This window comes from Mesorhizobium sp. LNHC221B00, from assembly GCF_000502935.1.
In the GTDB taxonomy this organism is placed as follows: domain Bacteria; phylum Pseudomonadota; class Alphaproteobacteria; order Rhizobiales; family Rhizobiaceae; genus Mesorhizobium; species Mesorhizobium opportunistum.
The window spans coordinates 126,470-140,862 of record NZ_AYWR01000010.1 but is presented as its reverse complement, the minus strand read 5'-3'; the positions used below and the strand labels follow the sequence as shown (position 1 = coordinate 140,862).

Annotated in this window: 12 protein-coding genes and 1 pseudogene; 4 read left to right on the top strand and 9 right to left on the bottom strand. The window is 64.0% G+C overall.

All coding sequences use genetic code 11. The features are described 5' to 3' along the window. Positions 1-51: 51 nt before the first annotated feature. Entirely contained in the window at positions 52-1,605 is a 1,554-nt protein-coding gene (locus X741_RS152045; protein ID WP_023778063.1) for a trimethylamine methyltransferase family protein, read from the bottom strand. A 12-nt stretch (positions 1,606-1,617) separates the two neighbouring features. After that, positions 1,618-4,029: an FAD-dependent oxidoreductase gene (locus X741_RS152050; protein ID WP_023778062.1), complete on the bottom strand. Its 2,412-nt coding sequence runs from the start codon at positions 4,027-4,029 to the stop codon at positions 1,618-1,620. Positions 4,030-4,329: 300 nt separating this feature from the next. Between X741_RS152050 and X741_RS152055 the strand changes: the two genes are divergently transcribed. Next, entirely contained in the window at positions 4,330-5,820 is a 1,491-nt protein-coding gene (locus X741_RS152055; RefSeq protein WP_023778061.1) for an esterase-like activity of phytase family protein, read from the top strand. 88 nt (positions 5,821-5,908) lie between these two features. On the opposite strand, the gene X741_RS152060 is transcribed toward X741_RS152055, so the two are convergent. Continuing rightward, positions 5,909-6,700: a L,D-transpeptidase gene (locus X741_RS152060; RefSeq protein WP_023778060.1), complete on the bottom strand. Its 792-nt coding sequence runs from the start codon at positions 6,698-6,700 to the stop codon at positions 5,909-5,911. A gap of 221 nt (positions 6,701-6,921) precedes the next feature. Between X741_RS152060 and X741_RS152065 the strand changes: the two genes are divergently transcribed. After that, positions 6,922-8,382, top strand: coding sequence for an MATE family efflux transporter (locus X741_RS152065; RefSeq protein ID WP_245272706.1), 1,461 nt, complete (start codon positions 6,922-6,924; stop codon positions 8,380-8,382). A gap of 23 nt (positions 8,383-8,405) precedes the next feature. Here X741_RS152065 and X741_RS1000000170875 read toward each other — a convergent pair whose 3' ends face one another. Continuing rightward, entirely contained in the window at positions 8,406-9,278 is an 873-nt protein-coding gene (locus X741_RS1000000170875; protein ID WP_348625680.1) for an MFS transporter, read from the bottom strand. A 61-nt stretch (positions 9,279-9,339) separates the two neighbouring features. After that, positions 9,340-9,612, bottom strand: a pseudogene (locus X741_RS1000000170870) (MFS transporter); the annotation flags it as partial. 562 nt (positions 9,613-10,174) lie between these two features. On the opposite strand from X741_RS1000000170870, the gene X741_RS152070 reads away from it, so the two are divergent. Then, positions 10,175-10,750 (top strand): TMEM175 family protein, encoded by a 576-nt coding sequence (locus X741_RS152070; protein ID WP_023778058.1) that lies wholly within the window; start codon positions 10,175-10,177, stop codon positions 10,748-10,750. A gap of 184 nt (positions 10,751-10,934) precedes the next feature. Here X741_RS152070 and X741_RS152075 read toward each other — a convergent pair whose 3' ends face one another. Then, positions 10,935-11,216, bottom strand: coding sequence for a hypothetical protein (locus X741_RS152075; protein WP_023778057.1), 282 nt, complete (start codon positions 11,214-11,216; stop codon positions 10,935-10,937). Between the two features lie 181 nt (positions 11,217-11,397). Between X741_RS152075 and X741_RS152080 the strand changes: the two genes are divergently transcribed. Continuing rightward, positions 11,398-12,264: an SDR family NAD(P)-dependent oxidoreductase gene (locus tag X741_RS152080; protein WP_023778056.1), complete on the top strand. Its 867-nt coding sequence runs from the start codon at positions 11,398-11,400 to the stop codon at positions 12,262-12,264. A 4-nt stretch (positions 12,265-12,268) separates the two neighbouring features. On the opposite strand, the gene X741_RS152085 is transcribed toward X741_RS152080, so the two are convergent. The 3 genes from X741_RS152085 to X741_RS152095 form a co-directional block, all read right to left on the bottom strand. Further along, positions 12,269-12,694 carry a low affinity iron permease family protein gene (locus X741_RS152085; protein WP_013894690.1) on the bottom strand — a complete coding sequence of 142 codons (426 nt, stop codon included), beginning with the start codon at positions 12,692-12,694 and terminating at the stop codon, positions 12,269-12,271. Positions 12,695-13,046: 352 nt separating this feature from the next. Next, the gene (locus tag X741_RS152090) at positions 13,047-13,688 is read right to left on the bottom strand and encodes a DapH/DapD/GlmU-related protein (protein ID WP_013894689.1); all 642 of its coding nucleotides are present in this window, start codon (positions 13,686-13,688) and stop codon (positions 13,047-13,049) included. A gap of 70 nt (positions 13,689-13,758) precedes the next feature. Next, on the bottom strand, positions 13,759-14,274 hold the full coding sequence (locus X741_RS152095; RefSeq protein ID WP_023778055.1) for a CreA family protein: 516 nt from the start codon (positions 14,272-14,274) through the stop codon (positions 13,759-13,761). Positions 14,275-14,393 lie beyond the last annotated feature (119 nt).

Here is a 14,393-nt window from a genome sequence, read left to right as displayed (position 1 = left end):
GCGCGGAAGGCACTGCAAGTTCCGGATCGCACCACAACCGGGAGATCGGCCTTATGACACGGGCGGCTCCCCGCCTTCTTCGGTGCGCCGGGCGATGAACTCGTCGAGCACGCCGGCCGTGGCGGCGGCCGAAGCCGGCGGCTCGAAATCGGCAAGGACGCGCCGCCAGATGCCGGTGGCGCGCTCGCTCGCGGTCTTCGATCCGCTTTGCGTCCAATTGCCGAAATTCGACCAGTCCGCCACCAGCGGCTCGTAGAAGGCGGTGCGGTAGCGCGCCATGGTGTGGCCGGCCGAGAAGAAATGGCCGCCCGGCTGCACTTCGGCGATCGCCTCGAAGCCGATGGACTCCTCGTCGCCGGGCGTCGCCGCACAGAGTTCGGCGACCGTCTGCAACGCCTCGACATCGGTGACCAGTTTCTCCAGGGAAACGCTCAAGCCGCCTTCCAGCCAGCCGGCGGCATGAATGCAGACCGTGGCGCCGGCCAGAACCGAGCCCCACAATGCGAATTGCGTCTCATGCGCGGCCTGCGCATCCGAGATGTTGGCCGCGCTGCCGCCGCCGGACCGCCATGGCAGGCCGATGAAGCGCGCCAGTTGGCCGGCGCCCAGCGTTGCCTTGACATGTTCGGGCGTGCCGAAGGCCGGCGCTCCGGATTTCATGTCGACATTGGAGGAGAAGGAGCCATAGACGACTGGCGCGCCGGGCCGCACGATCTGCGCCCGCGTCAGTCCGGCCAGTGCTTCGGCATGCTGCAGCGTCAGCGCGCCGGCAACGGTTATCGGCGCCATGGCGCCCGCCAGGCAGAACGGCGTGATGATAGAGACCTGCCCCGCTTTGGCGAAATCGATGATGCCTTGCGCCATCGGTATGTCGAGTTGACGCGGCGAGTTGGTGTTGATGACGGTATAGCACCAGGCGTCCGAACGGAACGCCTCCTCCGAAAGGCCGCGCGCCAGCCGCAGCATCTCGAAACCGTCCTCGACCTGCGGCGTGCCGCGTGCGAACACGAAGGGAAACTTGTCGGACAGCGTCAGCTGCGCACGATTGAGGGCATAGTGGCGAAACCGGTTGTCGACATCCTGCGGCTCGACGCAGGGACCGAGCATATGCAGGACATCGAAATGCTGCACCAGCTTGATGAACTCCTCGAAGGCGGCGAGCGTGCCTGGCCGCCGGCCGCGCTCGAGATCGGTGACATTGGGCGCCCCGCTTCCGGCAAGAAACGTCATCGACCCGAGTTCGAGCGTCAGATCGCGGGAAGGATCGCCGCCACGGGCATGGATCGACCTCGGCGCCGAGGCCAGCGCCGCCGCCACCATGTCGCGGCCGATGCGCACCATGTCGGTATCCAGGTCGACCAGGGCACCGGCGCGGGCGAGAACCTCGCGTGCCTGCGGCAGCAGTACCTTGATGCCGAGCTCTTCCAGCACGCGCAGCGCCGTGTCGTGGATCGAGGCGACCTGGTCGTCCGAAAAGATCGGCTGCGGCAGGAACGGGTTCTTCAGCGACCGGTAATTCGGCCGGCGGCTGCTTTCGCTGCCGGCCTCGCCCGTGCGTCCGCGCCTGCGCTCGCGCCTGGCCTCACGGGCCGCTTCATCGATCATCAGAGTTCCTCCTCATTGCCGCATCGCCTTGCCCAAGGGATCGTAGGGCGAGGCCGCGATGACCCGCGCCGGCCGCTCGACGCCGACAATGTGCACCGAAAGCGCCGTCTCCTCCTCGGCAGAATCGTCGTCCACCAACGCCAGCGCGACGCTCTTGCCGATCGTGTAGCCAAATCCGCCCGACGTGACGAAGCCGACGCGCCTTCCGTCGCGCCAGATAGGCTCGAAGCCGCTGGCGTCGGCGTCGAGCGCATCGATCTCCAGCGTCACGATCCGTTGAGACGTGCCCGTCTGGCGCTCCCTCAGCGCCGCCTCGCGGCCAATGAAATCACCCTTGTCGAAGGCGATGAAGCGGTCGAGCCCGGTCTGGCCAGGCCTGTAGCCCTGCGTGAATTCGCGCGACCAGATGCCGAAGCTTTTCTCCAGCCTGAGCGCATTGAGCGCGTAGTAGCCGATCTCGGCCAGGCCGAGATCCTCACCGGCGGCAAGCAGCGTCTCGCGCAGCGTCGCATGCATGGCCACCGAGCAGCTGATTTCGAAGCCCAGTTCGCCGGCGATGGATAGCCGGGCAACCCGCGCCCGCACCATGCCCACATCGAATGCCCCGCACGCCATGAACGGCAACGCCTTGCCGGACACGTCCTGGTGCGTGGTGCGTTCCAGGATCTTGCGCGCGTTCGGTCCGGTCAGCAGGAAGCCGCTCATCGCATCGGAAAGATCGGTGATTGCAACGCCGTCAGCCGCGTGGCTCTCGAACCAGCGCATGTGGAATTCCCTGAGATAATAGGAGCCCATCAGCCAATAATCGCCGCCGCCCCAGTTGATCACCGTGAGGTCGCCTTTCAGCCGCCCGTCTGGCCCTAGCATCGGCGCGAGCCGCGCCTGTCCCGCTTTCGGCAGCTTGCAGGCGAGCAGCCGGTCGAGCCATGCCTGGGCGCTTGGGCCCGACACGGCGTAGCGCGAATAGGCCGAGATATCGACGAGACCAGCAGCCCGCCGCACCTGCAAAGCTTCGTCACCGACGATGTCGAAGGCGTTGGAGCGCTTGAGTGTGGTGTTCTCGCGAAAACCCATCGGCGCGAAATAGGTCGGGATTTCCAGCCCCCAGGATGCCGTCCATTCGCAGCCCGCGGCACTCATGCCGTCATAGGCGCCGGGGCGTTTCAAAGGCCGGCCCGCAGGCAGCCGCTCGTTGGGAAAGGTCATGACGAAACGGCGCGAATAGAACTGCCGCGTCGTCTGCCTGAGATATTCCCGGTTGGCGGCGAAGGCGCCATAGCGGGCGATGTCCATGCCGAAGATATCGGCCTGCGGCTCGCTGAAAATCATCCACTCGGCCAGCGACTTGCCGACGCCGCCGCCCTGGCTGAAGCCGGCCATGACGCCGCAGGCGACCCAATAATTCTTGAGACCGCGCACCGGCCCGACGATCGGATTGCCATCCGGCGTGAAAGTGAAGGCGCCATTGACCCATTTGCGGATGCCGGCCGTCGCCAGGCACGGAAAGCGCTCATGCGCCTTGGCGAGTTCCGGGCTGATGCGGTCGATATCTTCCGGGATGAGCTCGATGCCGTAGTCCCATGGCGCCCCATCCATGTTCCAGTGCTTCGGGTTCTGCTCGTAGACACCGAGCAGCACGCCCTTGCGCTCCTGGCGCAGATAGGAAAAGCCATCGAGATCGACGGCGATGCCGATTTCCCGATCCAGCGCCGCGATCTCCGGAATATCCTCGGTGATGAAATAGTGATGCTCCATCGGTGTCACTGGCAGGTCGACGCCGGCCATCCGGCCGAGCTGCTTTGCCCACAATCCGCCGGCGTTGACGACATGCTCTGCGACGATAGTGCCCTGCTCGGTAACGACGTCCCAGTGGCCGTTGGCGCGCGACTTTAGCTCGACGACCCGGTTGCGCAGGATGATTTCGGCGCCGCGCTTCTTCGCCGCGCCAGCATAGGCATGGGTGGTGCCGTAGGGATCGAGATGGCCCTCGTTGGAATCGTGCAGTCCGCCGAGCACGCCGGTGATGTCGACGATCGGGCAGAGTTCTCTGATCTCTTGCGGGCTCACCAGCCGGGCGGTCTCGATGCCGACCGACTGGAACACCGCCCAGGCCGATTTCAGCCACTCCCAGCGCTGGGGATCGCTGGCGATGTTGACGCCGCCGGTCATGTGCAGGCCGATGTCCTGGCCGGATTCGGCTTCGATCTCGCGGTAGAGGTTGATCGTGTAGTCCTGCAGCGCCGCCACATTGGGGTCGGCGTTGAGCGCATGGAAACCAGCCGCCGCATGCCAGGTCGAACCGGCGGTCAGTTCGGCGCGCTCGATCAGCGCCACATCCGACCAGCCGAACCGCGTCAGATGGTAGAGCACCGAGGCGCCGACCACGCCACCTCCGATGACGACTGCGCGGTAGTGCGACTTCAAGGCTTCCCTCCCCTGTTCGAGGGCGGCACCATAGACGCACTGGACATATGTGTCTAGTCCGGGCCGTCGACTTGCCGCACTGGGCGAAACTCCGCGTGGCAAAGCGCCATCGATTCGGTCACACGAATGCGCTTCTTTGCTGGTGCACGAACAAGCCGGCGGGCACGCACCGCCGCTGTCACGCAAGCATCATGTTCACGCCGTAGATCGCTTTCGGGGAGGCGCGCGCGGCATCATCGAGGTGACGCCTCCTTCAGCTTTCGGCCGCTCCGGCACGCTTCGTCACAAAGAGGATTGTCCATGAAACACCTGCACCGAACCGCGTCGCTTGGCGTCGCGCTGGCCTTGTTCACCGCCTTGACGCCGGCGCTCGCCGACGGCACCGCGACCGTCGGCGGCCTCGTCAACAAGGGCCCCGTCAACAAGGGCATCGTCGGCGTCGGCCGCATCCCGGCCGCCCAGCGCGACAAGTTCGGCGAAACCTTCGGCTCGGGCTCCGGCATGTCGATCGACACATCGGGCTGGACGCATGACGCTGCCGGCTACAAGGGCTCGCTCTGGCTGCTGCCGGACCGCGGCTACAATGTCGCCGGCACCACCGACTATCGCCCGCGCCTCAATACGATCGGCATCGAGTTTAACCCCGTCGCGCCGGGCGCCGCCCCAGCTACCGGCCAGGAACAGACCGGCGTCAAGGCGACGCTCGCCGACAGCATGCTGCTCACCGACGACAAGGGCGCCGACGCCACCGGCCTCGATCCGCTGTCGGACGTGCGCGCCGCCGCCGGCGACTTGCCGATGCTGCCCGCCGCCACCAACGGCAAGCTCGCCCTCGACAACGAGGCGATCGTGCGACTGCCCGACGGCTCGATGTTCATCTCCGACGAATATGGCCCCAATATCTACCGTTTCTCCGGCGAAGGCCGCCTGATGTCGGCGACCCAGCCGCCGGCTGCCCTGGTGCCGATGCGCAAGGGGACACCGAACTTCTCCTCCGACAATCCCGGCCCCGGTGCCGCCGAGCCCGATCCCAAGGATCCGGAAACCGGCCGCCAGAACAACCAGGGCCTCGAAGGCATGGCGATGACGCCGGACGGCAAGTTCCTGATCGCCGTGCTGCAGTCCGCGACCCGGCAGGATGGCGGCGATTCTCCTGCGACGCGGCAGAACACCAGGGCCTTGGTCTATGACGCGTCCGATCTCGCCCACCTGAAACTGGCACATGAGTATGTCGTGCCGCTGCCGGTATTCAAGGATGCCAAGGGCAAGACCAAGGTCGCCGCGCAAAGCGAGATCGTGGCGTTGTCGGACACATCCTTCCTGATGCTGGCGCGCGACAGCGGCAACGGTCAGGGCGTGAAGGGCGACACCTCGCTCTATCGCGAAATCAGCATCGTCGACGTCTCCACGGCCACCGACATCGCCGGCACGGATTTTGACAAGGACAGGCCGGTCGCCCCCAAGGGTGTGCTCGATCCGTCGGTGACGCCGGCCAAGCTGACGCCGTTCATCGACATCAACGACAATGCCCAGCTCGGCCGCTTCGGCCTGCACAATGGCGCGCCGAACGACCACGACAACCTCTCGGAAAAATGGGAAGCGATGTCGCTGGCAAGCGTGCTCGATCCGAAACTGCCCGACGACTATTTCCTGTTCGTCGCCAACGACAACGACTTCCTGGCCCAGGATGGTTTCCAGGTCGGCGCGCCCTACAAGGCCGACGACGGCGCCAATGTCGACACCATGTTCCTGGTCTATCAGGTGACGCTGCCCGGCCTCGCCAAGAAGTAACGACATCCATGCAGGCGGGCGCGTCTGATGCGCCCGCCTGACCTGCCACGATCGAATGATCGAGCCCTGCTACAGACCGTGAAGGCGCCTACTTCAACATCTCCGCGTCCTTCGGCACGCCCGCATCGATCGGCTCGGCCGTCCTGCTCGACACGGCCATGATCTTGCCGGCGGCCGACAGATTGGGACGCACGAAGACCGGGGCCGGACCGTTGACGCGGCTGTAGAGGTCGATGATGTCCTGGTTCATGAAGCGCACGCAGCCGGACGACGCGTTCTTGCCGATGGAATCCCACTCCGGCGTGCCGTGCAGCCGGTACATCGTGTCCTTGCCGTCGCGGAACAGATAGAGCGCGCGGGCGCCGAGCGGGCTCTGCGGACCGGGCGGCATGCCGTCCTTGTATTTCGCCAGTTCCGGCCGGCGCTGGATCATTTCCGGCGGCGGCGTCCACACCGGCCACTTCTTCCTCGCCTGGACCACGGCGCTGCCGGTCCATCCGAAACCGGCCTTGCCGAGGCTGACGCCGTAGCGGACGGCCTTGCCGCCATCTTGCACCAGATAGAGGAAGTGCTCTGACGTATCGACGACGATCGTGCCGGGCTTTTCGCCGGTCGGGTCGGCCACGACCTGGCGCACGAACTTCGGGTCGAGCTTGGTGACCGGGATTGCCGGCAGTTGATAGCCCTCGTCGGTGCGCGCCGCGTACATGCTCGCGGTGTCACCGAAAGCCGCATCGGGCGGCGCGGCGGCCACCGGCGGCGGCGGCGCAACATCCGTCGTGGAGCATGCCGAAAGGGCCATCGCGGCCGCGCTCAAAGCGGACGCACTCAGAAACGCACGCCGGTTCAGGCGCTCGGAAAACAGCGAAATATCGGACATGAACCCCCCAGCTCAACCGCAAGATCCAACAGGAACGCGGCCCCCATCAGGATCAATATCCCATTCCGGGAGCTTTGAGAACATGATTAGATCGAGGCGCGCCAGAAGACCCGATGCCAATCTTTTCCGGCACCGCATCGACCTGTCCGGCTGAATCGGCGATCATCGCGGATCGGACTCAAGATCAGGCCTTCGCCGGATTGCCAGACATGGACGAAAAAATGCCCACGCGCCGGCGCACCGGCGACCTGACCAGCGGACCGATCCCGCGCACGCTGCTGCTGTTCGCCCTGCCGGTGCTCGGCTCCAACGTTCTGCAGTCGCTCAACGGTTCGATCAATGCCGTCTGGGTCGGCCGTTTCCTCGGTGAATCGGCGCTGACCGCCACCTCCAACGCCAATCTGGTGCTGTTCCTGATCCTCGGCACCGTGTTCGGAATCGGCATGGCGGCGACCATCCTGGTGGCGCAGTCGGTCGGCGCCCGCGACCTGCCCGAGGCGCGCCGCATCGTCGGCACCAGCGCCACCTTCTTTTTCCTCGTCTCGATCATCTTCGCGGTCTGCGGCTGGATCTGGGTCGACGCCATCCTGAACACGCTCGGCACCCCGGCCGACGCCTTGCCGCTGGCCCGTTCCTACCTGCGCATCATCTTCGTCGCCGTGCCGATGATGAACCTTTTGTCCTTCGTTATGACCGTGCTGCGCGGCGCCGGTGACTCGCGTACGCCCTTCATCTTCATGGCGCTCGCGGTCGTCCTCGACATCGTCCTCAATCCGCTGCTCATCCGCGGCATCGGGCCGTTTCCCGAACTCGGCATCGCCGGATCGGCGACCTCCACACTGATCGGCCAGACGGTGAGCGTCATCGCCATCCTCGTCGTGCTCTATGCGCGCAAGCACCCGTTGCGCCTGGCCGGCGCCAACCTCGCCCTGCTGCGGCCAGACGCTGCCTTGCTGCGCATCGTCGTCTTCAAGGGCGTGCCGATGGGCCTGCAAATGGTCGTCATCTCGGCGGCGGCACTGACGGTGATGGGCATCGTCAATTCCTACGGTTCGCAGGTCGCCGCCGCCTACGGCATCGCCGCGCAATTGTGGACCTATATCCAGATGCCGGCGCTCGCCATCGGTGCCGCGGTCTCCTCCATGGCGGCGCAGAATGTCGGTGCCGGCCGCTGGGACAGAATCGGCCGGGTCGCTGCCTCCGGCGTCGGCTTCAACCTCGTCCTGACCGGCGCCCTCGTCGCGCTGCTGTGGTTCTTCGACCGCTCGATCCTCAGCCTGTTCCTGAGCAGCGACAGCGCTGCGATCGACATCGCCGCCCACATCAACAGTGTCGCATCCTGGTCGTTCGTCCTGTTCGGCATCACCATCGTGCTGTTCGCCACCGTGCGCGCCACGGGGGCGGTGATGCCGCCGCTGATCATCCTGGTGATCTCGGTGCTGGTCGTGCGCACCGGCTTTGCCTATTTCATGCGCGGCGTGCTCGGCGAGGAAGCGCTGTGGTGGAGCTTTCCAGCCGGCTCGATCACCTCACTCGTGCTGGCCGCGGCTTACTACCGCGTAGGCGGCTGGCGCACCTTGCACATGATCGAGAACAGGCCGGCTGCCGGCGAGCCGCCTGACACCGGACTTGGGGTGCCGCGCCAGCGCGCCAACATGGCGCCTGAAATGCCAAACGGCTGAGATTCGGCCGGGCCCTGGTCATCTCAGCGCCGATGTTTCAGCCCGAAAGCCAGCGCTACCACCGCGAATACGATAATCATGGCGGCGAATGCCAGGCTTGCGGCGATCGGACTGGCATAGGTCGAGACGATCCCGATTCCGATGACCGGCAAGGCGTTGCCGACGAAGCAGCAGACGAAGAAGCTCGACACAATTTCGGCGCGACGATCATCCGGCGCGATCTCGTTCACCACCTGCAGGCCGCCGCGATAGCCAAGCGCCGCCACGACGCCGCAGCAGGCGGTGGCCGCGATCATCAGCACCATCGATGCCAGCATCTGTGCCGCCACCACCAGCAGGACGCTGGGGACCATCAGGGCAAGCGCGGCCAACATGACCTTGCTGCTCTGCACCTGCTTCAGCACCACGATGCTGACCGCGGCGACGATCGCCAGTTCGAAGAACAGCGCGCCGGCGACGGCGTGGTTGGTTTCGTGCAACTGCTGCGCCAGAATACTGGGAGCCAGGGCGGCATAGAAACCGACCAGCGCCATCGCGCCGAAGCCGGTCACCGCCGGCGCAACGAAGCGCGCGCGTATCTCCTGCGGAACGGAGAGCTGCGGCCGCATGGAAATCTGATTGACGCCACCCGGCTTCGCGATCGTTTCAGGGGTGCGCCAGACCAGGATCGTCACCACCACGAGTGCCACCAGAAAGACGATGAAGACCAGCCGCAACGGCCAGGGCTCATATTGTGCCAGCAGTCCCGAAACGAGCGCGCCGAATCCGAGGCCGAGGAAATTGGTGTTGGTGGCAATGATGCTGGCGCGCGACTTGTCGGCATTGGGGAGAAGCTCGGCGATCCACGCGGTTCCTGTCCCTGCGCCAATGCCTATGCCAAGCNGACTTGTCGGCATTGGGGAGAAGCTCGGCGATCCACGCGGTTCCTGTCCCTGCGCCAATGCCTATGCCAAGCCCGCTCAGGATGCGCGCTATGTCGAGCGACAGAACATTTTCGGCAAACAGGAAGACAAGCCCGCTAACGATGGCGACGCCCATCGCCGCCAGGGCCGCTGGCCGGCGCCCCACAACGTCCGATGCGCCGCCAAACACCAGCAAGGCGGCGAGATTGCCAACGACATAGACCGCATAGATCAGCGTCAGCGTGATCTGCGAAAAACCGAATTGCTGCTTGTAGATGATATAGAGCGGTGTCAGTGCCGTGCTGCCGGCAAACAGCACGGCAATCATCGCGGCGACAGTCGGAATCGCAAGAGCGTCGCCACGAGCCGCTTCTTGCGTATGCGCTAAATCGCGAAATGTCATGGCCAACCTCCCTTCCAGCCTCGGGATCGCGATCTTAACGCGTCCTCATTCCCGACGTTCCGGCCGGCTGGCAGGCTCCTGACACCACGGTGGGCTGAGAGCAATTCCAGGAAAGTGTGAAGCGGTTTTCCGGGGAAAGCGCATTTGCGCTTTCCCTTGGGAATTGCGTCAAAACAAAAAACCAGAGCCTCAACGGGAGAGCCGCCGACTGAAGAAGGTTCGGATCGAGGCCGGCGGCCTCGTGCCGGGCGCGATCTTGCATTTGCCGGGGCGCGGCCTGTGCGGCGGCCGATGCGGCGGGCGCACGATGATGACTGGCGGACGAACGACATGGGCCCGCGAGAGATAGCCGGAACTGACCCAGCCGCCGTGCCACGGTTTCCACCGACATAGTTGAGGAATTTCCCAAGCGCCGTTTATCGGCCCGGCAACATAGGCTAACAATTTACTTTCTTTCGACAATTCGTTGCGGCCAAGGGGCGGGATCATGGGCAAAGGCAGGGTCGAGGCGTTCACCGACGGCGTGGTGGCCATCATCATCACCATCATGGTGCTGGAACTGAAAGTGCCGCATGGCGAGGATGTTTCCGCCTTGCTGCCATTGTGGCCGATCTTCTTCTGCTACGTGCTGTCGTTCATCAACGTCGGCATCTACTGGAACAATCTGCACAACATGTTCCATACCGTGCAGCGCGTCGATGGCCGCGTGCTGTGGGCCAATCTCAACCTGCTGTTCTGGCTGTCGCTGATGCCGGCAACGACCGCCTTCATGGGCGAGAATCACTTTGCGCCGGTGCCGGTCGCCGTCTATGGCGCCGATCTCGCACTCTGCGCCATTGCCTATACGATCCTGGCCGCCGCGCTGCACCGCCTGCACGGCAACGACACCGCCTTTGCCAAGGCGCTGGGCCACGATCGCAAGGGAAAGATCTCGCTCGCCGTCTATATCGCGGCCGTCGTGCTGACTTTCGTCAATCAGTGGATCGGCGTAGCGCTCTATGTGCTGGTCGCCTTGGTCTGGCTGGTGCCGGATACGCGTTTCGCGCGGATGATCGAAAAGTAGACCTTCCTGGAATTGCTCTTTGTTTGACGCAATCCCGGACGGAAAACCGCTTCACACTTTTCCTGGATTGCTCTTTGTTTGACGCAATTCCGGACGGAAAACCGCTTCACACTTTTCCTGGAATTGCTCTTTGTTTGACGCAATCCCGGACGGAAAACCGCTTCACACTTTTCCTGGAATTGCTCTATCTGCGCATCGCTTTCAGCTTTTCCGCCACCGAAGCGGCCAGGTCTGCATAGCGCTCCTCCAGCCGCTCCGCCGCCTTGATGATCGAGAAATCATGGCCGAACTTTTCCAACGCCATGCGCAGTTTCTCGACGAACTCGGCTTGTTTCTCCAGCGCGGAAAACAGCGTCTTCACTTGCGCTTCGCTGATATCGGGATTGGCCAGCATCTGCGGCACCTCGCGTCCCATCTGGTCGCCGGTGGCGGTCTGTTCCTTCAGAATTGCAATCCAATCCGTCAATCGAAAAATCTCCGTTGATCCCGGCAAAAGTCTCCTTTGCCTCGACAAAAGTCTCCTTTTGCCGAGGGCAGCATGCGCAGCCTCGACCGGCATGGTCAACCCGAACACACGCTGACGGAGGCTTGCGCAAGCCCGTTGCGGCGCTAAGTTCGGCGCCATCGAAAGAAGGAACCCATCACCGATGATCCCCGACGCTGAAATCCAGACCGCCCTGCCCGCGCTTGCGCCGGGCAACACCGCCGTCATCACCGGCGCCGCCAGCGGCATTGGTCTGGCAGCGGCAAAGCGGCTTGCGCTGATGGGCATGAAGATCGTGCTTGCCGACATTGGTGGCGCGCGTCTTGACGATGCCTCCCGGGCGGTCTCCGCCATTGCCGGCGACGACGCCGTGCTGGCCGTCGCCGCCGACGTCTCGAAGGCCGATGAGGTCGATCGTCTCGCCGACCGGGCATTCGGCGCCTTTGGCGATGTTTCGCTGCTGATGAACAACGCCGGCGTCGGCGACAATCCCGGCAAACCCTGGGAGAACCGCGAAGAGTGGAAGCGGCTCCTCGACATCAATTTCTGGGGCGTCGTGCACGGCGTCGAGGCCTTCGCACCGCGCATGCTGGCGTCTGCCAGGCCGGGGCTGATCGTCAACACCGGCTCCAAGCAAGGCATCACGACGCCGCCCGGCAACCTTGCCTACAACGTCTCCAAGGCCGGCGTGAAGACCTTCACCGAGGGCCTGGCGCACGCCTTGCGCAACGAGCCTGGCGCACGCCTGTCGGCGCATCTGCTCATCCCCGGTTTCACCTACACCGGCCTCACCGAAGGCGCGACGGAAAAGCCGGCCGGGGTCTGGACCGGCGAACAAGTCATCGATTTCATGCTGGAATCGCTGGTCAGGGGCGACTTCTACATCCTGTGCCCGGACAATGACGTGGCGCGCCCGCTGGATGAAAAGCGCATGGCCTGGGCGGTCGGTGACATCATCGAAAACCGCCCGGCCCTGTCGCGTTGGCACCCCGACCACAAGGATGCTTTCGCGGCCTTCATAAAAGGCTGACCCGTCAAGCGGCCTGCTTCTTCGTCCCGCGCTTTTGCGCCACGGCCTTCTTCCCGGCCGTGGCGGCAATCTTCTGGTCATGCCGCCGTGCCGCCCGTTCGCATTTGGCGCGAATTTCCTCGACCTCGGACTCCGTCAGGTGCTCGATGCCAATGAAATGATTGTGGGCACGGCTCACCCGGATCAGTTCGTCGAGCTTGGCCTGAATTGCCGCGCCGTCACGGTTCTGGGTGTTCTGGATCAGAAACACCATCAGGAAGGTGATGATGGTCGTGCCTGTGTTGATCACCAATTGCCAGGTGTCCGAGAAACCGAAGTAGGGTCCGGTTACCGCCCAGACGACGACGATCAGGCAGCAGACGGAAAATGTTAGCGGCAGGCCGGTTACATGGGCGACCCAGTTGGCGATCTTGGTGAAATGCTTTTCCATGTGTCGGATCCCTCGATGGCTGCCGCGATGAGAAACATCCGGCGGCCGTTTCGGGTTCCAACCGGGCGACAAATGCGTCAGGCGCAATTGAATACACGCAAAGCGGGCATGTGAGGGAAAACACGCCTTATCGGGTTAAATGTCATGGTGACCGTGCAGGCAAAAGTGCCTGTTCCTTCCGCTTCACGGCGGTTTACCTCCAGCCCCTTCCGCCGCGCCACCCCCGCATGGCGGAAGGGGTTTCAGTCCGGAGAGCACGGAAAATGGCAGCTTGCTTCGCAGCGCCGCCTCAGCCTGCGGATTGCCTCGCTCAACGGAGCGCGGAACTTCGAGACAACGGCAGGATGCCGGCCTAAAAGGCCTGGTTTTCCCAGCGATCGAGGAACGCCTCGATCGGCATCGCCTGAATGTCGGGAACCGCCCGGGCGAGTTTCTCGACCGGCCAGTCCCACCAGGCAAGAGCCTCGATCCGTGCCGCGACGGCGGCGGAAAAGCGTGCCCTGAGCGGCTTCGCCGGCATGCCGGCAACGATGGTGTAGGACGGCACATCATGGGTCACCACCGCATTGGCGCCGACGACGGCGCCGTTGCCGATGGTGATGCCGGGCATGATTACCGCGCCATGGCCGATCCAGACATCATGGCCGATGGTCACGGCTTTCGACTGCCGCCGGTCGCGGAAGGCGGCGTCGACGCCCAGCCAGCGGAAATACTCGTTCGGCCGATAGCTGACCTTGTGCTGGGTCAGTCGCTCGATCGGATGCTCCAGCGCGTTGATGCGGCTGTTGGCGGCGATCGAGCAGAATTTGCCGATGGTGGTGTAGATAGCCTCCGAATGGCGCTCGAAATAGGAGAAGTCGCCGACATTGACTTCCCGCAGCACCACCCGTTCGCCGATCGCGGCATAGCGGCCGAGCTTGCACGCCTTCAATTCCGCGGTCGGATGGATGCGCGGCTCGGAGTCCTTCAGCACGAGATCTTGGGAACGGTCCATGAGGGCGGCTTTACGTCAGAGCAACCACGCCCGCAAGCCGCGAACAGTCCGTCAGGCCAATCGCGCGAATCTATTTCGGCTTGCCTTTGCTCCACACCACGTTCTGGCCGTAGAGCGGCACTGTCGTGACCGACATCTTGGCCGAGCCATTCTGCACCTGACGCGAATGCGAGAGATAGATCAACGTATCGTTGGCCTTGTCATAGATGCGGTTCACCACCTGCTTCTTCCAGATCAGGCTGATGCCTTGCTTGAAAACCTCCTCGCCGCCCTCGCCCATGTCGATGTCGCCGATGGTGATCGGTCCGGTCTGGCGGCAGGAGATCGAGGAATCGGAGGGATCCTCGAACCAGTTGCCCTTGTGCAGGCGGTCGATGATGCTGCGGTCGAAATAGGAGACGTGGCAGGTCACGCCTTCCACCTTCGGATCCTTGATCGCCTCGACGATGATATCGTTGCCGACCCAGTCGACACCAACCTTGCCGACTTCCTCGGCGACGGCAGCGCCAGTGCCAAGCACGACGCACGCGGCAAACGCGCCGATCAGTTTTCGCCCAATCCGTCCGCGCCCAATCAATTCGAGCAAGTGGAGCCTCCTGCGGTTCGAGTTGCCGGTCTCAGGTGGGGCGAGGACCAATATATTGCAAGGTGCGATCGAAACGCCGGGTGCCGCCACGGCCGGTTGCGTCAACGCGGCATCTTTGC

Bases quoted from the DNA above. Each gene is read 5' to 3' on its own strand.
- X741_RS152045 (WP_023778063.1), bottom strand. From the start codon at position 1,605: ATGATCGATGAAGCGGCCCGTGAGGCCAGGCGCGAGCGCAGGCGCGGA.
- X741_RS152055 (WP_023778061.1), top strand. From the start codon at position 4,330: ATGAAACACCTGCACCGAACCGCGTCGCTTGGCGTCGCGCTGGCCTTG.
- X741_RS152060 (WP_023778060.1), bottom strand. From the start codon at position 6,700: ATGTCCGATATTTCGCTGTTTTCCGAGCGCCTGAACCGGCGTGCGTTT.
- X741_RS152065 (WP_245272706.1), top strand. From the start codon at position 6,922: ATGCCCACGCGCCGGCGCACCGGCGACCTGACCAGCGGACCGATCCCG.
- X741_RS152070 (WP_023778058.1), top strand. From the start codon at position 10,175: ATGGGCAAAGGCAGGGTCGAGGCGTTCACCGACGGCGTGGTGGCCATC.
- X741_RS152080 (WP_023778056.1), top strand. From the start codon at position 11,398: ATGATCCCCGACGCTGAAATCCAGACCGCCCTGCCCGCGCTTGCGCCG.
- X741_RS152085 (WP_013894690.1), bottom strand. From the start codon at position 12,694: ATGGAAAAGCATTTCACCAAGATCGCCAACTGGGTCGCCCATGTAACC.
- X741_RS152090 (WP_013894689.1), bottom strand. From the start codon at position 13,688: ATGGACCGTTCCCAAGATCTCGTGCTGAAGGACTCCGAGCCGCGCATC.